General features: G+C 48.7%; 18 protein-coding genes. 4 read left to right on the forward strand and 14 right to left on the reverse strand.

The window, feature by feature from the left end; genetic code table 11:
- Positions 1–180 precede the first annotated feature (180 nt).
- Complete coding sequence (locus tag ACOZB4_RS20415) at positions 181–1395, forward strand: glucose-1-phosphate adenylyltransferase (RefSeq protein ID WP_339272431.1); 1215 nt, start codon at positions 181–183, stop codon at positions 1393–1395.
- Positions 1396–1547: 152 nt separating this feature from the next.
- Here the strand turns inward: ACOZB4_RS20415 and ACOZB4_RS20420 are convergent, their stop codons facing one another.
- The 6 genes from ACOZB4_RS20420 to ACOZB4_RS20445 form a co-directional block, all read right to left on the reverse strand.
- Positions 1548–2078: a GNAT family N-acetyltransferase gene (locus ACOZB4_RS20420; protein ID WP_379406957.1), complete on the reverse strand. Its 531-nt coding sequence runs from the start codon at positions 2076–2078 to the stop codon at positions 1548–1550.
- A gap of 184 nt (positions 2079–2262) precedes the next feature.
- Complete coding sequence (locus ACOZB4_RS20425; protein WP_379406956.1) at positions 2263–3717, reverse strand: sensor histidine kinase; 1455 nt, start codon at positions 3715–3717, stop codon at positions 2263–2265.
- The gene (locus ACOZB4_RS20430) at positions 3714–4412 is read right to left on the reverse strand and encodes a response regulator transcription factor (RefSeq protein ID WP_076321185.1); all 699 of its coding nucleotides are present in this window, start codon (positions 4410–4412) and stop codon (positions 3714–3716) included. Before ACOZB4_RS20430 ends, ACOZB4_RS20425 begins: the two co-directional genes overlap by 4 nt.
- A gap of 3 nt (positions 4413–4415) precedes the next feature.
- Positions 4416–5723 carry a hypothetical protein gene (locus tag ACOZB4_RS20435; protein WP_422759617.1) on the reverse strand — a complete coding sequence of 436 codons (1308 nt, stop codon included), beginning with the start codon at positions 5721–5723 and terminating at the stop codon, positions 4416–4418.
- 79 nt (positions 5724–5802) lie between these two features.
- Positions 5803–6522: a phosphonate ABC transporter ATP-binding protein gene (locus ACOZB4_RS20440; RefSeq protein WP_379406954.1), complete on the reverse strand. Its 720-nt coding sequence runs from the start codon at positions 6520–6522 to the stop codon at positions 5803–5805.
- 83 nt (positions 6523–6605) lie between these two features.
- Complete coding sequence (locus ACOZB4_RS20445; RefSeq protein WP_379406953.1) at positions 6606–7787, reverse strand: MFS transporter; 1182 nt, start codon at positions 7785–7787, stop codon at positions 6606–6608.
- A 129-nt stretch (positions 7788–7916) separates the two neighbouring features.
- On the opposite strand from ACOZB4_RS20445, the gene ACOZB4_RS20450 reads away from it, so the two are divergent.
- Positions 7917–8834 carry an ArsR/SmtB family transcription factor gene (locus tag ACOZB4_RS20450; RefSeq protein ID WP_076321182.1) on the forward strand — a complete coding sequence of 306 codons (918 nt, stop codon included), beginning with the start codon at positions 7917–7919 and terminating at the stop codon, positions 8832–8834.
- Positions 8835–8850: 16 nt separating this feature from the next.
- A complete protein-coding gene (locus ACOZB4_RS20455) occupies positions 8851–9588 on the forward strand; it encodes an HAD family hydrolase (RefSeq protein WP_379406952.1) in 738 nt (245 codons plus the stop codon).
- Positions 9589–9659: 71 nt separating this feature from the next.
- On the opposite strand, the gene ACOZB4_RS20460 is transcribed toward ACOZB4_RS20455, so the two are convergent.
- From ACOZB4_RS20460 to pdhA, 8 genes are all read right to left on the reverse strand, one after another.
- Positions 9660–11951: a type IA DNA topoisomerase gene (locus ACOZB4_RS20460; RefSeq protein WP_379406951.1), complete on the reverse strand. Its 2292-nt coding sequence runs from the start codon at positions 11949–11951 to the stop codon at positions 9660–9662.
- Positions 11952–12067: 116 nt separating this feature from the next.
- Complete coding sequence (locus ACOZB4_RS20465) at positions 12068–13555, reverse strand: glutamate synthase subunit beta (protein WP_379406950.1); 1488 nt, start codon at positions 13553–13555, stop codon at positions 12068–12070.
- Between the two features lie 341 nt (positions 13556–13896).
- Positions 13897–14385 (reverse strand): dihydrofolate reductase, encoded by a 489-nt coding sequence (locus ACOZB4_RS20470; RefSeq protein WP_076321178.1) that lies wholly within the window; start codon positions 14383–14385, stop codon positions 13897–13899.
- Between the two features lie 58 nt (positions 14386–14443).
- Complete coding sequence (gene thyA / locus ACOZB4_RS20475; RefSeq protein ID WP_215154970.1) at positions 14444–15238, reverse strand: thymidylate synthase; 795 nt, start codon at positions 15236–15238, stop codon at positions 14444–14446.
- Between the two features lie 138 nt (positions 15239–15376).
- Positions 15377–16792: a dihydrolipoyl dehydrogenase gene (gene lpdA / locus ACOZB4_RS20480; protein ID WP_009589200.1), complete on the reverse strand. Its 1416-nt coding sequence runs from the start codon at positions 16790–16792 to the stop codon at positions 15377–15379.
- Between the two features lie 3 nt (positions 16793–16795).
- On the reverse strand, positions 16796–18115 hold the full coding sequence (locus ACOZB4_RS20485) for a dihydrolipoamide acetyltransferase family protein (RefSeq protein WP_076321176.1): 1320 nt from the start codon (positions 18113–18115) through the stop codon (positions 16796–16798).
- Positions 18116–18144: 29 nt separating this feature from the next.
- Positions 18145–19122, reverse strand: coding sequence for an alpha-ketoacid dehydrogenase subunit beta (locus tag ACOZB4_RS20490; RefSeq protein WP_076321175.1), 978 nt, complete (start codon positions 19120–19122; stop codon positions 18145–18147).
- Between the two features lie 167 nt (positions 19123–19289).
- A complete protein-coding gene (gene pdhA / locus ACOZB4_RS20495) occupies positions 19290–20357 on the reverse strand; it encodes a pyruvate dehydrogenase (acetyl-transferring) E1 component subunit alpha (RefSeq protein ID WP_076321344.1) in 1068 nt (355 codons plus the stop codon).
- A gap of 256 nt (positions 20358–20613) precedes the next feature.
- On the opposite strand from pdhA, the gene ACOZB4_RS20500 reads away from it, so the two are divergent.
- The gene (locus ACOZB4_RS20500) at positions 20614–21342 is read left to right on the forward strand and encodes an alpha/beta hydrolase (protein WP_379407014.1); all 729 of its coding nucleotides are present in this window, start codon (positions 20614–20616) and stop codon (positions 21340–21342) included.
- The last annotated feature ends 79 nt before the right edge of the window (positions 21343–21421 follow it).

Consider the following 21421-nt stretch of genomic DNA (forward strand, 5'->3'; position numbering starts at 1 on the left):
TCTTTATAAATCCAAATATTATTAGTGCTATTACCCCATTCTAACCATGTTGAAAATAAAAAATGTCCCTGAAAAATAATTTTGTAATTTTCATTTCACTTTTTCAATATAATCGTTTCAAACCCCGGGAATGTCGTTTATGTAATGTACAACGTGAAAATACATTGGGAGGGAAACGTGATGAAGAGAAAAGACTGTATTGCTATGCTTCTGGCCGGTGGAGAGGGTAAACGATTAGCTCCCCTTACGTCCAAGCTGGCAAAACCCGCCGTTCCATTTGGCGGACATTATCGTATAATCGATTTTCCTCTCAGCAATTGTGTGAACTCCGGAATCGATACGGTTGGAGTCCTAACACAATATGAGGCAGAATCATTACACGAACATATCGGTGAAGGTGAACCCTGGGGACTAACACATACAGGACGTGAAGGCATCGCTCTGCTTCCATCCAACAGCACACACCAAGATGGATACTTGGGTACAGCAGACGCCATTTATAAAAACATTCCATACATCGATGATCAAAATCCCGAACATGTCCTTATTCTATCCGGGGACCATATTTATCAAATGGATTACCGCGAAATGCTTGAAGCCCACATACAGCAGGAGGCACCTGCCACGATCTCCGTGATGGAAGTGCCTTGGGAAGACGCCAGCCGGTTTGGCGTCATGAGCGTTGACGACAATCTCAATATCATTGAATTTGCCGAAAAACCGGCAGAACCGCAAAGCAACCTCGCCTCGATGGGCATATATTTGTTCCGTTGGGACTATCTGAAGCGGCACCTCATTGAGGATGCGGCTGATCCCAACTCCAGCCATGACTTCGGGAAGGATGTCATCCCTAAGATGCTGTCCGGAGAAGAGTCGCTGCTAGCGTATCGCTTCCAGGGCTACTGGCGCGATGTGGGTACTGTAGAAAGCCTCTGGGAAGCCCATATGGATGTGCTTAGCCAAAACGAGCTTGTTCTGGAAAGATCCGATTGGCCCATGTATACCCGTGCATGGAAGACCAAACTTTCGGCAGCGCGGAACCGGAATACGGAACACACAGACTGCTTGATTCATGACCAATGCACCTTCGAAGGAAAAGCCAAGAGCTCCGTTATATTCTGCGGTGCGGAGATCGGCAAATACTCCATCGTTAAAGACAGTGTGGTCATGCCGAATGTCAAAATCGGCAAGGGCGCTCATATCGAGCATGCCATTATCGGTGAGGGAGCAATCATCAAGGATGGAGCGATTGTAAAAGGAACTCCCGGCAACGTAGTGGTTGTTGGACCTTATGAGACCGTACTTCCGAAGCCAACCATTCGTACCCAGCCGTCCCGACTGCTTCAGGATGTATACGAAAAAGGACGCTTGCGGGCTAATGTCTCTTCATCCTAAACGAGTTCTTCAACAACATATTAGCTCTGAGATCAATTTCTTCAGACTTTTATACAAAAAAGCGATCCGTCACGGATCGCTTTTTCTCATGTATCGTGCCCTGCTGACTGTGTTTCAAGCGCATGCGACTTACGTTTTATAAAACTGTAAAATTATGAAATAAATCTCTTCTCATATAAATTCACGACACGACCACCCATATCCTGCTCAGCCACGAACTGAAATCCTTGGCGCTGATAAAATTGATTCAGCGTTGGCAGATGAGTTACGCAATCCAGTCTGAAACCCTGTTTACCCATGGATAACAAATACGATTCCGCAAAGGAAATCATCTTGGTTCCAAGCTCCAGTCCCCGATAGGAGGCGCGTACGGTCAGCCGATGCAGATAACCATATGCCGGATCATCCCGCTCTCCCCAATAAGCTGGATCCCCATACTGTAACGTGAACATGCCGACGGCGACATCTTTATGCCAGAGGATAAACACCTCACGCTCCGCCAGGTACTGCTCCATCAAGTCGAAGGAGAAGATAGAAGGACTCCACTGTTGGCGCCCTTGCTGTTCCATCACCTCTGCCGCTTCCTTGAGAAGCGACAGCATCACTCCTGCCTGTTCTGCCTCAGCCACTTTTAATTCAAACAGACCTTGCTCAGTAGAAAACGTTGCTGCTGTGTGTCCCAATTCCGCACTCCCCCTTACACATCAGCCCCACAAAGTGGAGCCTATACCTCGATGCTTCATCCGAATACTTTGCGGGGACCCCAAAACACTGCCCCACAACATATAATTGCGAATACAGTACCTTCGCTGAAAACTTAACAATTCTGTACTCTTGAGAAAAGCTTTGCCGGTAACCCGGCAAAGCTTATACGGTCGGTCCGGCTACGTCATCCTCACCGTTCTCTAATCCGCCGGCCATCGGTATTTTCCCTTCAGGCAGCGGCAGCTTGACGATAACGGATGTTCCGTGCCCGAGTTCGCTTTCCATCTCCATCGTGCCCCCATGGAGCTCAATGAGCTGCTGCGTAATCGCAAGGCCCAATCCCGTTCCCCCATTAAGCGGATTAACCTGGAAGAATCGATCCTTTACCCGCCGCAGATGCTCGTCCGATATGCCAATACCGTGATCTTCCACGGTTACGATCACAAACTTGTCTTCCATAGCGAAGGACAGGTTGATCACGCCGTTCTCATGCGAGAATTTAATCGCATTATCCACAATGTTCAGAAACACCTGCTTCAAGCGGTTGGCATCCCCATAGATAATCGGCTTTTCATCGGTCTCCAGTTTGATTTGGACGCCCTTCTTCTCGGCCTTGGTCCACAGATTGAGCATAATCTCTTGCAGAAGCTCCCGTAAATTCACGATACCCTTCACAAGCTTCATCTCATTCTGCTGGAGCTTGGAGAAGTCGAGCAACTCTTCAACAAGACCGATCAAACGATCGGTTTCCTTAGAAATAATCTGCATCCCAATCTTCGTTTCTTCCGGATCATAGCCACCGGAGTCGAGCGTTTCACTCCAGCCCTTAATGCTTGTGAGCGGAGTCCGCAGCTCATGCGAAATGGATGAAACAAAATCATCCTTCACCTGATTGCTTCGTACAATCTCCTGCGCCATGTAGTTCAGGGTTGACGACAGCTCACCAAGCTCGTATTTATAATCGCCTTTGATTCTCACGTTAAACCTGCCCTTGGCCATCTGCGCAGATACCGTGGTAATGTTGTTGAGCGGCTTTACGATGGAGTTGGCCAGCCCAATGCTGAAGGCAAGCACGAGCGCTAGCACGGCCCCACCGATGCTGATGGCAAACAGCGTGATTTTCATCAGCTTGTCGTTAATGAACTCAAGCGAAGTCACATAGCGAAGAATGTACGTTTTCTCAAATCCGTTCGAAACGGTTTGAGATACAGCCATTACGATCTGCCCCGTACCTTGCTGCTTACCAATCCAACGGCCCGTATTTCCTGCAAGCGCTTGGGTGACATCACTGGTCTTGATGGTCTGCTCTATTTCGAAACCGGTGGATGTGGAGAGAACTTGACCACCCGGATTCAAAATTTGAAGCTCCGTTGTATACAATTCAAAATGGCGAACCATCTCGCTCAACTGGTTAGCGTTCTCCGACGAGGTTAATCGGAAGGGCTGATAAAAGGCGTTGGCGGTATTAATGTGATTCAAAATATGATTGTATACCGTATCGTAATAATACGATCGTAAAGCGATTAGAAAAATAACCTCAATCAGCAGCAAGGCGATGAACACTACCAGGAAGTAGTGCAGCACGATTTGCCGCCGAATGCCTTTTTTGATGATCATTGTCCCTGACCCTTCCATTTATAGCCGTGTCCCCATACCGTCTGGAGGTATTCCGGCTCGGAAGGATTGCCTTCGATTTTTTGGCGCAGTCTCCGAATGTTCACGTCCACGATTTTGGGGTCACCCATATATTCTTTGCCCCATACATGATCGAGCAGCACATCACGACTAAGCGGCGTGTTTTCTTTCTCCAGGAAAAACTGCACCAGCGAAAATTCTGTTGGCGTCAGCTCCACCGGCTGCCCGTTCTTCTTAAACTGCTTGGAGATCAGATCCAGCGTAAAGGGACCTGATTGAAACGATACCTTAGCGGTTCCCGCACGCTGGACATTCACCCTCCGCAGTAAAGATTGCAGCCTGGCGATTAACTCCGTCGGACTGAACGGTTTGCTTACGTGGTCATCTGCACCAACGGAGAGGGCATACACTTTATCCTGCTCCTGAACTTTTGCCGTCAGGAAAATAATACCGATCCGCTCGTTCGTTTCCCGAATTCTGCGGCAAACTTCAAATCCGTCAATCCCTGGTACCATGACATCAAGCAAGGCGATATCGATATCTGGCGTCGTTTGCAGCAAACGAAGGGCTTCGTTGCCATCCCCAGTCTCCAGGACGTCAAAGCCGTTTCGTTTCAGATTAATTACGATAAAACTGCGGATAGATTCTTCATCTTCTAATATGAGCACTTTACTCAAGGTCTAGTTCCCCTTTCTTTCGATAGGAGCCACATTATTGCTGTTTGGCTTTTTATCTTTTTTACTCAATTTCAGATCGCCATGACTGCGATAAGCAATTACGCGGTTTTTCTCCTTCACCAGAATCTCCCAATCGGATTCGGCTTTTCCCCACTGGGCCTTTGAAAAGAATTTAATCTCGGCAACGGACTCTCCCGTGTCGGTCGTCACAAAATTCAAATAAGCATTTTTGTCGGATTCCGGCGTGATGGTAATCTTATTATACATGTCTGGCGGAAAGTCCAGATAGAATCGATTGTTCATATCGTAGTACCTTTGGAGCACGAATTGAAGCCCTTCTTTTTCGTTGTTCTCCCGTACCACTCCGTCCCACTGGAAGTACGTGGTGAAGAACGGGATCTCTTCCAGAATAAGCCGATCCTCCCAGCCGCTCGGTCTCGTAAGAACACCAAACTCTAAAATACCGTCATCATTCACATCTTCGCTCTCTACAGGCAGTTCCTTGTAGGTAAGCAATTCATCCTGAAGGACGTCAATAAACTGGTTATCCTCCATAATGATGAGTTTGGAATAAGAAGAGTTGGATACAACCGAAGCGTCCAAGATGATACCTTCTTTGTCCTTGGCCACTTTACCTGCGACAACATTGTAATAACTTTCGATATTCGGTCCCAGATCCAGCTTGTTCAGCTCGACAAAGGCGTCCTCGTATTTATCGTATTGATAGGTGCTGATATACGAGAGCTCTTTCTGTTGAAGATAGACAACCGTAATATCGTTGATCTTATCCCCGTTCATATCTCCGATATTAAAGTGTGTGTATGGCAAAGCCGGTATTTTTTCGAGCGAATTCCCGGAGAATGAATACACGGCCAGCAGGTTCTGAAGATTCTCTTCTCCGCGTGAGAAGCCGGCTACGATGTCGACCTTGCCGTCATTCGTAAAATCAACGAAATCAAACGACTCCAATACCGTCCCTTCTCCGTCGAAATCAAGATTCTTCACCCATGTGTCGCCTTGCTGCTGCATGATCATGCCATGGATTTTCACTTCATCGTCCGGCGTCTGATAGAAGACGACAGCTTCCAAAATTCCGTCATTGTCCAGGTCCTGAATACGGATGGAACTGCTATCCACGTCACTTCGCGGCCGGATAATGGCGGCATTATCCAGCTTATTCTTCAGAAGCGCAGATTGGATGGCGCCATTCAGCGTCGCTTTATCCGTCGGCAAATCCGGTTTCTTCATTAAAGAGACCGGGTCCTGAATAAAGGTGCAGCCGCTTATGATCCATAGTAACAAGCCTGCCAAGAGGGCTTGCATCACTCTATATTTCAATAAGTATCAACTCATTTCTATACATTCACCTGGCGTCTTTGGTGATCGATAATTACAGTCTTGACTTCTCGCCATGGGTTAAACGTCTTCCGGTCACATCCACGGCCAGTTCTCCGCCGGATAGACCCATGATCCGTGTGCAATACTTCTCGGCTAGCTCCAAGGGTATAACGGTAAATACGGTTAAACGTTCTTCCTCGCATAAGGATTTGAGCGTCCTCAATACATGCTCGGCCGAGGCCGGATCGAGTCCCGTGACCGGCTCGTCCGCCAAAATCACCTTGGCACCATGAACAAGTGCACGGGCAATAGCAATCCGCTGCTTCTCGCCGCCGCTTAACTCGCCGGCTTTTCGTTTGGCCTTGTCCAACAACCCAAGGTGCTCGATCGTGTCCATAGCTCCCATATAATCATCAGACCGGACCATCCCGGTTACCATCCGCCACAGCGGTGTTTGGCTGGATTGTCCGATCAATACATTCTTAAGTGCCGTTCGATTCACATTCAAGGACGGGTTCTGCTCAAGATAAGCCCATTCCCGGCGAATTCTCCGTTTTCCCGCAGGATTCATCATATCTTCGCCATCAATCGTTAATTTGCCGCCGTCCCATTTTTGCTGCATGGATAGACAGCTCATTAACAAGCTTTTCCCGCTTCCGCTAGCACCGATCAGACCGATCATTTCCCCGTGCTCCATCTGAAAAGTGATATCCTTTAACACCGGTGTGCGTTCAGGACCCATCGTTTTCTTCAGCCGATCCACTTTAATCATGTTATCGTCTCTCCCGTCAAGTGCATATTCCTACTCTCTAGTTTAGAAGAAAGCGAAAGCAATTGCCATGAGAACGCATGTTCCTATCCTTGTGTTGATGTGGTTTTGACTTTAAACCATAATCCCGTACAGGCAAACAGAATATACAATCCACCAAGCAGTACGAAGATCCCTCCGTTCCACCCCGTTTCCATGATGGCGCCCCCGGCATTCGGACCTGCTATGCTGCCCGCATTAAAATGGAAGGAAGCCACGACGTTGGCCGCCGGCAGCAGCACTCTGGGAAGGATATCCGCCGCATAAGCCAAACCGAGGGAGAAGAAAGAACCAACCAGGCCACCGGCCAGCGTTAATAATACTAAGGTTGCCCAGAAATTCGTTCCTGCTGCAGGAATGAGCAAGAAACAGCATCCGCCCACAATACCGGCGATCGTCAGCACCCGTTTGCGTCCGAATTTATCACTCCACATGCCGAGGGGAAGCTGCAGCACCAGACCGCCGATGCCAACAAAAGGAAGCAACGCCGAAATTTCGCCCAATGTAAATCCGCTTCTTAACCCGTAGACCGGGAAGTTGCTGTTAATTCCTGCTTCCATATAGCCGTAGAGAAACGCGGGAATCAACGCAAACCAGGCCAGGCGGTAGCTTTTGAGATAGCGTCCAGCTGGCTGCTGATCCCCATTCTCGCTTTTTTCCGGCTTCAAGTTCGGAAGTTTGAAGAGCACGATCAACAGAATGAACAAGAACAGCACGGCCAGAATTATAAATGGTACCGCCTCGCCATACTTCAGCAGCGGAATGCCCAGCGGCCCTATGCTGAATCCTAAGCCGTAGGACATGCCATAAAAGGATATGCTTCGCCCCCGGTTCTTAACCGTTGACATCATCAGCACCCATAGCTGGGCGGCATAATGAAGTGCGCTATCGCCTATACCGACGAGCACGCGCAGTACAAACCAGACGGCCACGCTTGGAATCAACGGAAAAGCAACCAGCGACAGCATCACGAGCACCAGTCCCGAAATGATCAGTTTTTTGAAACCGACCCAGCCGAGAAGTCTTTCCGCAACAAGTGTCATGGCAAATGAGCCTACATATAAGGCAGCCGCGTTCAATCCGTTCATGGAGGATGAAATGCCCATCCGTTCCAAAAATATAGCCAGCACCGGCAATAACAGTCCCTGGCTTAAACCAGCCGCAACGACGACGGCAATTAAAATGAAATAATGAGTTCTCCCCTGACGGGGGGTTACAGCTTCTGTCACTGAAATATAGTCCTCCTCTAATGTGAAAAAACGATGAATTTAAACAGTCAGATGAACATTATAGTGGACAAGCCCAATCCATACAAGCCATAATAATAACAATGCCATCAATTGGGAGGGTATCCGTTAATGAAATATAAAGTTAGTATCGATGTATCTATGGTCTACGAGCTGCTGGGCAGCTTCATGATATATGCAACAAGGAAATGGACCGATAACCTGGATATCGGAAAACAGCTGATAACAGAGATGGACGAGCGTTTACCTCAGCCTGTTCGCGTCCAGTTCAGCCGAGCCCGATCATGGCCGCTCGCGGATTATGATGTGTTATACGCCTTAATCATGCTTCGAGGAGAACACCTTGAAATCCCGGATTTTCTGAATTGGATTGAAACTTCCGCCGTGGAAGAGCTGCATGACCTGCTTCAGCCTCACTTGCCCTCCCTCTCGCGGGATGAAACATCTAGAATTCGAGAAAACTACACACCGCTGATGAAGCTGTGGCATGAGCACTACTTCTCGGAAGTGGAGCCTGACCTATATCAGCTCCTGGAAGACGATGCCGAAGAGAAACGAATGCTCCTTCCGAAAATGGATGACGAAAATTTGATCGAATATGCCTCAAGCGGGGTTATACTGGACGATGTGCCTCAAGAAAACGTCGTTTTGTTCCCGGGCACGCATTTCCGGCCGATCAATACCTATTGCTTCTATGAGAACGTACTCCTGCTCCAGTATCCTATCGATATCCCGGAAGAAGAGGAAGATGAGCCGCCCGTCGTTCTCCTCCGCATGACCGAGGCTCTCGCCGACCCGAAACGCCTGCGTCTCCTGCGTTATATTGCAGATGAGCCGAAGGCCGTGTCCGAAATGGCGTCCGAGTTGGGTCAGCCCTATGAGGAATTGATGCACCACTTGATGATATTGAGAGCAGCGGGCTTGCTGCGCTCCCATCTGAAGTCCGAGAATAACGAAAGATTCAGTCTGCGGCCGGATGGGGCTGCCGAGCTTCAAATGTTTCTGGAAACTTACATTCGACTTTCATAGCAAGAAGGAGTATACCATGAGTAAAACATCGCAACATATTATCTTCGACATGGACGACACATTAATACATTGCAACAAATACTTCAATCTGATTCTCGGCGATTACTTCGAGTGTATGACCGAATGGTTTCAACATGTTGGCTTGACTACTGAAGAAGTCCGGGCCAAGCAGATGGAAATCGACGTAGCCGGCGTAGATAAGCTGGGATTTGCAAGTGCGAACTTCCCGCAATCCCTAATTGATACGTACCATTATTTCGGCCGCATTCATGGAAGAGAAAGCTCGCGCAAGGAAGAAGAGCTTCTCTACGAGTTAGGGCTCAGTGTATATGAGCAGGAAATCGAAGCCTACCCCGGCATGGTCGAGACGCTCGAGAAGCTTCAGGAAGATGGACACTGCCTCCACCTCTACACAGGAGGCGAGACTAAAATTCAGAAGCGGAAAATCAAACAGATGAAGCTGGCCGATTACTTCAATGACCGAATCTACATTCGCCAGCATAAAAATATTACGGCATTGGAAGAAATCCTCACGTTGGGGACATTCTCCCGCTCCGATACATGGATGATCGGCAACTCGCTTCGCACGGATGTCATTCCGGCGCTGACGGCCGGCATCAACAGCATCTATATCAAGCAGCAGCGCGAATGGCAATATAATCTGGTCGAGTTGAAGCAAGAGCCGCATAATGTGCTGTATACCGTTTCGGCGCTGACCGAAGTGCCCGAGGTCATAGAAGATCACTTAGATTAATCAAAACAGACCGAGCCGATCAAGGAGGGTATCCCTGGTTGGCTCGGTTTTTTTTATTTAACGGTGTCGCCTCACGATTTCACGGCTTCATTCGAGTCCTCTGCCTGAACGGCAAGCTTTCCGTTCCCTTCAGCAGCTAGGACAATCCTGGCTTTATACGTGCTGCCGTCCTCGTTTTTAAAGGATAATAGCTGGGTCTTTCCTTGAAGCAGCAAGGATTTCAGCATCGCATGCGAAACTTGTTTACCGGCAAATTCCTTCCAGATGACATAGTTGCAGCCGGTTTTGAAATTTGCGCAGCCATAGCCTTTGCGTCCTTCAATAATATGCCCTTCACATCCGGGTCTAGGGCATCGGCCTAATGAAGAGCGTACGGACGGTGCTTCACTTGAAGTGGAGGCATCCGACTTCGGAGTCCGCTTAGCCGTACGTTCTTCCTTGTCGCGTGGGGCTGCGGCAACTTTTCCCGTGCTTCGCTTCCCTCTGCCTTTGGACTTGTCCTCGTCCCCGCCGAATAATGACGAAGGGGCCTGACGCTGCGAGGATACCTTATTGATGATCGAAATGGTAAACTTCTGCACGTTTTGCATGAACACGTCAGCGGAAGCCTCGCCCTTGGATATTTGGTGAAGACGCCGTTCCCATTGACCCGTCATCTCAGGCGAAGCGAGTAATTCTACGCCAGCATGCCGGATCAACTCCACCGCCGTCCTTCCCTTTTGGGTAACGGTGATTCTTTTGCCCTGCATCGTAATATATCCGACCTTCTTCAAGCGTTCAATGGTCGCTGCCCGGGTTGCCGGCGTTCCCAGACCGCTGTCTTTCATCGCATCCCGAAGCGCTTCATCCTCAATGGATTTTCCGGCACTCTCCATCGCCTTCAGCAAGGTACCTTCCGTATAACTCTTTGGCGGCTGGGTTGCCTTTTCTTTCACTTCGGATTTTTTGCAGTGTACCGGCTCATCGGGAGACAGATCGAAGGAACGGTCGTTCCATTCCTGAGTTTCTTCTTCCTCGTCCTCTTTCCCCTTCTTGGAAGACTTGGCTTTCTTCTGCTCTTTGTCCTGGGCAATCAGCACTTTCCAGCCTAGCGACAGCAATTCCTTGATTCCCGTCTTAAACGTTTCGCCCTCGACCTCGGTGAGCACTGTATGCTGCTTATACATCGCCGGCGGGTAGAAATGGGACAGAAATCGGAGGATGACCAGATCGTAAATATGCTGCTCTTCCTTGCTGAGTGTGCCCGGACGCTTTAACGTCGGCAAGATGGCATGGTGATCCTCAACCCGCTGCGGATTGCAAACCGCTTTATTATTTATGTGCACCCGGCTAGGATCCGCTCCTTCAGCCATCGATGCATAGGAGGTCGATTTCAACATATGAAGTGCCTTGTGCATGCCCTCGATGTTCTGTTCATTCACATAATTGGAGTTGGTACGCGGATATGAAATCACCTTGTGACGCTCATACAACGCTTGCGCAAGATCCAGCGTTTTTTTGGCAGAATATCCGTATTTGGCATTGGCTTCACGCTGAAGCAGGGTCAAATCATACAATTTGAACGGATATTCTTTCGTTTCTTTGACTTCATATTTAGTGATGACCCCATTCTTCCCATTGACCTTGGATGCGATCGTCTCTGCTTTCTCTTGCGAGGTCAGCCGCTCTCCCTGCCATGTTCCGGTATACTCCAACTGCTCTTGTTTGAACACGGCCTTTACATCATAAAACGTTTGCGATTCGAAGGCTTCGATTTCCTTCTGCCGGTCATAGATCAGAGCCAGAACCGGCGTCTGGACCCGCCCAACCGACAGTAATGTCTGATGACGGGTCGTAAAGGCACGCGATGCATTCATACCGATCAACCAATCAGCTTCACTGCGTGCGCGCGCAGCCTGCGTTAAATTCTCGAATTCAACCCCATCCTTCAGTTCCGCGAAGCCACGGGCAATGCTTTCCGCCGTTAAATCCGAAATCCATAGTCTTTTTACAGGCTGTTTCAATTTTAATTGCTGTTGGATAAGAGCAAAAATATATTGTCCTTCTCGTCCCGCATCACATGCATTTACGATATGGCTGCAGCGTTTGGCGACCTCTCCAATGACCTTCAGCTGATCTTTGGTTTTCGGATTCGGGATGATTTTGAATTGCTCCGGAATGATAGGCAGGTCCCGTAAATTCCAGCGTTTGTATTTCGGATCATATGCATCCGGCTCCGCTAGCCCAACCAGATGTCCGATAGCCCAAGTTATGATATATTGCTCACCTTCAAGATATGTACGGTTATTCTTGGCCCTCGGCTCGATGACCGCAGCGATGTTCCGTCCCATATCCGGCTTTTCGGCAATGACCAACGTTTTCAAATGACATTCTCCTCCCCGATGAGTCACCATGGCGCGGTGGCTAACTCCAAAAAGGACTTCGCTCTCGCGAAGTCCTTTTAACTACTATTAGTATGATAGCATATTTAGGAGAAGGATTAAACCAGTACGGTCGCACCCATCAAATATTTGTCTACCTCGCGTGCCACCTCGCGTCCTTCGTTGATGGCCCATACCACGAGGCTTTGACCGCGACGCATATCTCCGGCGGCAAATACTTTATCCACATTGGTCGTATATTTGCCATACGGTGCTTTCACATTGGAACGGCGATCCGTTTCAAGCCCAAGCTGCTCGACCAGCGTCTGCTCCGGTCCGTCAAAACCGATGGCGATGAACGCCATTTGAGCAGGAAATGCCTTTTCTGTGCCCGGAATCGGTTGATACACTTTACGACCGGTTTCATCTACAATACGCTCGATTTGAACGGTATGAAGCTCTTTCAGATTGCCCTCTTCATCTCCGACAAATTTCGTAGTCATAATGGAGAATTCGCGTGGATCGTTGCCAAACAGCGCTTTGGCTTCCTCGTGTGCGTAATCAAGCGTGTACACGTTCGGAAACTGTGGCCAAGGGTTCGCAACCGGATCACGCTGCAGCGGAGCCTGCTTATGTGTACCGAACTGAGTGACGCTGGTGCAGCCGTGACGAAGCGCTGTCGCGACGCAGTCGGAGCCGGTATCGCCGCCGCCAATGACGATAACGTCCTTGTCTTTTGCCGACAAGTAATTGCCGTCTTCAAGACCGGAATCCAGCAGGCTCTTGATGGTTCCGTTCAGATAATCCATCGCGTAATGAATGCCCTTGAGATCACTGCCCTCAATGTTGAATTCGCGCGGCTTTGTTGCACCGCCGCACAGTACGACGGCATCGTAGTCTTCCATCAGCTGCTTAGCGGGAATGTCCTTGCCGATCTCCGTGTTGACAACGAATTCAACGCCTTCAGCCGCGAGCAGATCGACACGGCGCTGAACAATGCCCTTGTCCAGCTTCATGGATGGGATTCCGTATGTCAACAGGCCGCCGATGCGGTCGGCACGTTCAAAGACGGTTACGGAATGGCCTGCTTTGTTCAGTTGAGCAGCAGCAGCCAGCCCTGCCGGACCAGAACCGACAACGGCTACGCGACGTCCCGTGCGCTTTGCCGGCGGCTCGGGAACGACCCAGCCTTCTTCAAAGCCCTTATCGATGATCGCTTGCTCGATGGATTTAATCGTGACCGGCTCCCCAATCAAACCGACGGTACAGGAACCCTCACAAGGGGCAGGACATACGCGTCCGGTAAACTCAGGGAAGTTGTTTGTTTTATGGAGACGCTCCAAGGCTTCTCTCCACAAGCCCCGATACACAAGATTGTTCCATTCCGGAATCAGATTGTGGATCGGGCAGCCCGAAGTGCCGCCGAGCATATCGATTCCTGTATGGCAGTATGGCGTACCGCAGTCCATGCAGCGTGCTCCCTGGGTTTGGAACTCTTCTTCTTCTAAATGTTTATGAAACTCTTCCCAGTCTTTAACTCGTTCTGCCGGGCTCCGATCTGCCGGAAGCTGGCGCTGATATTCCATAAATCCTGTTGGTGTAGACATACTGCTTTACCCCCATCCGTTCTATCCATGCTGGTTACCATGTACAATTTATCATATCATAAATCATCCGACATCGATCTTCAGATGACCCAAGAAACAGGTTTCAGCCTGATTTATTTTTTCTATTTATGCTAAAAAAATTTTTATCAGAGCATGAATCCCCACGATTAGCGGCTATTTAAGCTGCGATTTGAATAAACATTAAAAATATAGTAGCATTTCGCTTTTCTCCTGTTAAATGGACTATATGCATGATCATTTGTACTATCCTACTATCAAAGTATTGTCAACATGAATGGATTGGAGGATGTCTATCCCGTTTAAGCTCACCAACAAGCTCTTTATTTTCGTTCAAATGTAACAAACCGGTAGGCATATGGATTTTTCTCATCTGTTATGCCGGGAACTTCTTCAATAATCCTCCATTCATCCCAGTTCACTTCAGGGAAGAACGTATCCCCCTCAAAAGTCTCATCAATAAATGTGCAGTACAGACGATCCGCTTTCGGCAGCATCAATTCATAGATCTGCGATCCGCCGATCACCATCAGTTCTCCGTTCTCCGCGTAGGGAAGGGCTTCATCGATATCATGGATCACGATGCCTTGATCCTCTGTCAGCGTGAAGCTTTTGTCTCTCGTAAGCACGATGTTCTTTCGGTGAGGCAGCGGTTTACTGCCAAAGGAATCCCAGGTCTTGCGCCCCATCAGAATCGTTTTGTGCAGGGTCGTCTCCTTAAAAAAGGCCATATCCCGCGGCAAACGCCACGGCATCGTACCATTCAGCCCGATCACCTGATCCTTGCCCATTGCCCATATCATGGATATCATGACTCCAGTCTCTCCTTCCTATATATGTGATGTCACTGCAAACCCGCTTGAACTCTATTTATACAGCTACGGTTGCTTTAATGGTTGGATGATACTGGTAACCCTCAAATTCAAAATCTTCGAATGTATAATCAAAGATGCTCTCCGGCTTGCGCTTGATGACCAGCTTCGGCAACTCATAAGGCTCACGTTCAAGCTGCGTTCTGACCTGTTCCATATGATTGGAATAGATATGGACATCGCCTCCGGACCAGATGAATTCACCCGGCTCTAGGCCGCACTGCTGGGCAACCATATGGGTGAGCAGCGCATAACTCGCAATGTTGAACGGCAGCCCAAGGAAGCTGTCCACAGAACGCATGGTAAGCATACAGGAGAGTTTCCCGCCCGCCACGTAGAATTGGAATACAAAATGGCATGGAGGCAGCTTCATGTTATCGATCTCTGCCACGTTCCAGGCACTGACGATATGCCGCCGGGAGTCGGGATTGTTTTTAATCGAATCGATGACATTGGCAATCTGGTCGATATAGCGTCCATCCGGCGTTTCCCATGCTCGCCACTGCGAGCCATAAACCGGTCCCAAATTGCCGTCCTCATCCGCCCATTCGTCCCATATCCGCACGCCGTTTTCTTTCAGATACCGGATGTTCGTTTCCCCGCTTAAGAACCACAGAAGCTCATGGATCACCGATTTCAGGTGAATCCGCTTGGTTGTCATCAGAGGGAAGCCTTTGGAAAGGTCAAAACGCAGCTGTCTTCCAAATACGGATAACGTTCCCGTCCCCGTACGGTCCCCTTTCTCTACTCCATGATCAAGAATGTCTTGCAGCAGCTCCAAGTATTGTTTCATGTATAGTCACCTCACTAGAATCTCATATCAACAGTCTACCATGTTCGATATCCACACACAAAAACAGGAGGCAGAAACCGCCTGCGCGTTCTCTGCCTCCTGGCCGAATATATGATGACTCGAAAAACGTCGTTTGGATTAACGGGCAATGATGTGGATCGGATGACCCATAACCAATTCCGCAGCTTCCATTACGATTTCGCCAAGCGTCGGATGCGCATGGATCGTCAAGGCTACATCTTCAAGCGTAGCACCCATTTCAATCGCAAGACCGAGCTCTGCAATCAGGTTGGAAGCTTCCAGACCTACGATTTGCGCTCCAAGAATAAGTCCTGTTCCTTCTTCAGCCACGATCTTCACGAAGCCTTCAGGATGGTTCAAGGATACGGAACGTCCGTTACCAGCGTAAGGGAATTTGCCAGCTTTCACTTTATGGCCTTTTTCCTTCGCTTGAGCTTCGGTGTAACCTACGCTGGAGCATTCTGGATCTGTAAACACAACCGCTGGAATACACTTGTAATCCACGACGGAAGGCATTCCGGAAATGGCCTCAGCAGCCACTTTACCTTCATAGGAAGCTTTGTGTGCAAGCGCCAGACCAGACACGATATCCCCGATTGCGAAGATATGAGGAATGCTTGTGCGTCCTTGATGGTCAACTTTCACGAATCCGCGCTCATCCATATCGAGGCCGATCAGGTCCAGACCGAGCTCTCCGTCCGTGTTCGGACGACGGCCAACTGTAACCAGCAGGTAATCTGCTGTTACTTCTTTGGTTTCGCCATTCACGGAGTATTTCACGGTAACTTCTTTATCGTTTTGCTCAGCACTTTCAGCTTTAGCACCTGTGATAATTTCGATACCGGTTTTCTTCATGTTTTTCGTAACGAGGCTTGTCATGTCTTTGTCAAAGCCAGCCAGAACGCTGTCCAGACCTTCGATGATTGTTACTTTCGAACCGAATTTGGAGTACATTTGACCAAGCTCGGCACCGATGTAGCCGCCACCGATTACGATCATGCTCTTCGGTACTTCAGGCAGGTTCAATGCTTCGGTAGAAGACAAGATGCGTCCGCCAAACGGGAATGGCTTCAGTTCGATTGGACGGGAACCTGTAGCAATGATGCAGTTCTTGAAGCGGTAACGCGGAGATTCATGATCATTGAATACACGCGCTTCGTTTTCGTTGATGAACATGCACTCGCCGTTGAAAACTTCCACTTTGTTGCCTTTCAGCAAACCGGCTACGCCGCCAGTCATTTTTTTGACAACGCCGTTTTTGAATTCCTGTGTTTTCGCGAAATCAACCGTTACGTTCTCCACGGAAATACCGAATGCATCGGCATGCTTAGCGGATTCGAACTGATGAGCTGCAGCGATCAAAGCCTTGGAAGGAATACAACCACGGTTCAAACAAACACCGCCGAGTTCCGATTTATCAACGATCAGAACCTTTTGACCCAGTTGGGCGGCACGAATCGCCGCCACATAACCACCAGGACCAGCACCAATGACTAGAGTATCAATATCTAAAGAAGCATCTCCAACTACCATTAGTTACACCTCCATAACAAGCAGCTCAGGGTTAGCGAGCAGTTGTTTAATATAGTTCATAAAGTTTTGAGCCGTTGCGCCGTCGATGATACGGTGGTCAAAGCTCAAGGACAATGCCATAACAGGTGCTGCTACAATCTCGCCGTTCTTCACAACCGCTTTTTCGCTGATGCGGCCAGTACCGAGAATAGCAACCTCTGGGAAGTTAATGATTGGTGTAAAGAACATACCGCCTGCGGATCCGATGTTTGTGATGGAAATCGTGCTGCCCTTCATTTCGTTAGGAGACAGTTTACCTTCACGGCCGCGAGCAGCCAGGTCACGGATGCTGTCAGCGATCATCCAGATGCTCTTACGATCCGCATCTTTGATAACCGGTACGATCAGACCGTTGTCTGTATCTGTAGCGATACCGATGTTGTAGTATTTTTTGTACACGATTTCGTTCGCTTCTTCGTCGATCATCGCATTCAAAGCAGGGAATTGACGGCTAGCCGCAACGAGTGCTTTAACGATGAATGGAAGATAGGTAACTTTCGTGCCTTTCTTCTCCGCGATCGGTTTCATGCGAGTACGGAACGCTACCAGCTCGGTTACGTCAACTTCGTCCATGATCGTAACGTGAGGAGCTGTGTAAGCCGATTTAACCATGGCGTTCGAGATCGCTTTACGAATACCTTTGAATGGTACGCGCTCTTCTTCTGCACGAGTATCCACCGCTGCGGATGCTGCTGCAGGAGCTGCTTTCGTTTCGGAAGCCGCTTCTTGCGCTGGAGCTGCTGCTTGGCCTCCACCGTTTTTGAAGGCTTCAACATCTTCGCGAGTCACTTTACCGTTGTTGCCGGAGCCTTGCACTTGTGCAATGTCTACGCCTTGCTCACGAGCGAATTTACGCACGCTAGGTGTAGCCAGAACTTCACGGTTAGGTGCTGCTGGCGCTGCTGCTTCACCGTTTCCGCCTTGTTTAGCGTCAGCCGGAGCATTTTGAGCTGGTGAAGAAGTTGTATCTGCACTGCCTTTCGCTGCGTCAGCTTCTTGCGCCGACTGCTCTTCAGCAGGAGCTTCTTGCTCAGGAATGTCGCCTTCAGCATCGATGATAGCTACCACTTCACCGACACGGCACACTTGACCATCCTTGGCAAACACTTCTTGAACCGTACCGTTCACGGGACAAGGAACTTCTACGACTGCCTTGTCGTTCTGTACTTCCATGATGATGTCGTCGTCTGTTACTTTGTCGCCTGGCTTGATATGCATTTTGATGATTTCACCTTCATGCAGACCTTCACCCAGCTCTGGAAAACGATATTCAAATTTTGCCAACTGAAAAACCTCCCTAGATATTGCTGCTATTAGAAATTCAATACTTTATTGACGGCATCCACGATACGTGCTGGAGTAGGCAACCAAGTGTCCTCGATTTGCGCGAATGGATACACCGTGTCCGGCGGAGTCACGCGAAGCACTGGAGCTTCCAAGTGCAGAATCGCTTTCTCGTTGATTTGAGCGATAACTTCTGCAGCTACGCCAGCCGATTTTTGTGCTTCTTGAACCACGATGGCACGGTTGGTTTTCTTAACCGAAGCAAGCACAGTATCGATGTCGATTGGAGAAATGGTGCGCAAGTCGATGATTTCCGCTTTGATTCCGTTCTTCTCAAGTTCGTCCGCCGCTTTCGTTGCGGTATGAACCATCAGGCCGTAAGCGATGATCGTAACGTCTGTTCCTTCGCGAACCACGTTAGCTTTACCAAGCTCAATGGTGTAGTCGCCTTCAGGAACTTCAGCGCGGAACGCATGATACAGGTTCAAGTGCTCCATGAAGAACACAGGGTCATTATCGCGAATCGCTGCGATCATGAGTCCTTTTGCATCATAAGGATTGGAAGGTACTACAACTTTAATACCCGGGGTTTGTGTAATCAAACCTTCGAGTGCATCCGTATGCAGCTCAGCTGCTTTAACCCCGCCGCCGAATGGCGTACGGAATACGATTGGGGAGTTGTAACGTCCACCGGAACGGTAACGCATACGCGCTGCTTGAACGACGATTTGATCAAGCGCCTCAAAGATAAATCCAACGAATTGAATTTCAGCGATCGGACGGAAGCCTTGAATACCGAGACCTACTGCCAAACCGCCAATAGCGGACTCAGCCAGCGGCGTATCGAATACGCGCTCTTCCCCGAATTCTTTTTGAAGGCCTTCCGTTACCCGGAAAACACCGCCGACATTACCTACGTCTTCACCGAAGATGACAACGTTAGGGTCACGGCTCAATTCAACGCGCATGGCGTCGCGAATCGCTTCTTTCATGTTCATTTGTGCCATTGCTTCATTTCCTCCTTAAGAAATACAGTTCACTAAAATTCCAGTGTTATGCCTTGCGGCTATATATCGATGTCAAAACGTAATTTAAAACAGACCTGATGCATACAGCCATGACAAACCGGATGATTATCCAGGATCAACCTTCGACAATCATCGGCCCGTCATTTTTATTGAAAATCGGCTTTCTGCTCTTCCAGATGCTTCGGTGTTTGTTCGAACATGCTGTCGATCAAACCAGGTACCGTCATTTTTTCCGTTTGTTCTGCTTTTTTAATTTGCTCGTTGACTTTCGCTTTCGCTTCTTCTCTCACGCGAGCTGTATCTTCCTCTGTCCAGAGGCCTTTTGCTTCCAGGTACTTCGCAAGACGTGCGATCGGATCCTTCTCGTTCCACTCGCCCTCTTCTTCCTTCGTACGATATTTCGTAGCGTCGTCAGACAGGGAATGCGGACGGAAACGGTATGTCACAGCTTCGATAAGCGTTGCGCCTTCGCCATTACGGCCGCGTTCTGCAGCATCACGAACGGCCTTGATCACAGCGAGAACATCCATGCCGTCAACTTTAACACCCTTGATACCAGCTGCTACAGCTTTATGTGCGATAGACAATGCTGCAGTCTGCTTGGAGAATGGAGTCGTGATTGCATAGCCGTTGTTTTGCACGAAGAAGATAACTGGCAATTTGTACACGCCTGCATAGTTCAAGCCTTCGTAGAAGTCGCCTTCGGAAGAACCACCGTCACCGGTATACGTAATAGCAACTTGTTTTTGCTTCTTCAATTTGTAACCCATAGCGATACCCATAGCATGCAAGATTTGCGCGCCAATGATGATCTGAGGCATCAATACGTTAACACCCTCCGGAATTTGTCCGCCATGCTGATGTCCGCGGGAGTAGAGGAATGCTTGATAAAGTGGAAGTCCATGCCATACGATTTGCGGCATATCACGGTAGCCCGGGCAGACAAAGTCGTCTTTCTCAAGCGCGAATTCGCTACCTACCATTGTTGCTTCTTGACCGGATACAGGAGCATAGAAACCGAGACGTCCTTGACGGCCGAGATTTACGGCGCGGTCGTCCCAAGTACGGGTAAATACCATACGGTACATAATTTCTTTCAGTTGATCATCTGACAATTCAGGCAAAAGATCTTTGTTTACGATTTTGCCATCCGGGGAAAGTACAGATAGAGTATCGACTTCCTCGGTATATACTTCATAAGGAACCTTGGTCATTTTTTTCACCTCAATAAATATTTGAATATCAAGTTCCGCTGTTATAGAATTATTATACACCTGTTTCACTCCATTCGTCAAAGAAATACGAGATAAAATTTCATATTTCTTAACGTTTGTATGTATAACAGATAATAGATAATACTATAACAGTATGACAAACATCATAGAACAGCAGCCAACTTAGACATGTCAGGGTAATTTTAACTTATTGTTTACCGCATTTCAAAAACTAACCCGAAAAAGGTGACGAATGATGACGAATGAACGTTTATTGAAGCGAACCATTGTAAAAGAAGTAATTGAAAGCAAGTTTCTGCAGGAGAATCGAACGCTGCGCATTTACCTTCCTCCCGGATACAATGAAATTCTCAGCTATCCTGTCGTTTACTGTCAGGATGGAGAGGAATTTTTCAATTTTGGTCGCATCGCGACTTGGGCCAACCAGCTCATACTCGAAGAAGGCGTGGAGCCGTTCATCATTGTAGGCGTGGAAGTGAACACCAAAGTTCGCACCGAGGAGTATGCGCCATTCGGCAATCGTTTCGATGCTTACCTATCCTGCTTCGCCGAAGAGATTATTCCCTTCGTTGAACAAAAATATCCTGTGCGCAAAGAGCCTGCCGAAAGAGTACTCGCCGGCGACTCCCTTGGCGGAAGCGTCTCCGTGCATCTGGCCTTGCGTTACCCGCATCTCTTTACCCGAATCATCAGCTTGTCCGGCGCCTTCTATGAGAAGTCTCAGAACATGATTAGGGAAGAACAGGATTTATCCTGGCTCGACATCTATATGATTGTAGGCTTGCAAGAAGACAACTTCGCAACCGATACAGGTGTCTATAACTTCGTTGAACTGAATCGTTCAACAAAGGCATTGCTGGAAGAACGGGGTGCCACCCTATCCTATCTTGAAAAAGACGGCCGTCACCTTTGGGGATTCTGGCAAAAAGAGCTCCCTGCTGCTCTTATGTACTTCCTTGATTAATCGATTGATTGGCAAAATCCATTGGCTATATAAATGACCTGTTACAGCGAAATTCATTGCCTGTCCCACCAGGGACTTC

The sequence above is a fragment of the Paenibacillus sp. NPDC058898 genome, assembly GCF_049316025.1.
In the GTDB taxonomy this organism is placed as follows: domain Bacteria; phylum Bacillota; class Bacilli; order Paenibacillales; family Paenibacillaceae; genus Paenibacillus_AQ.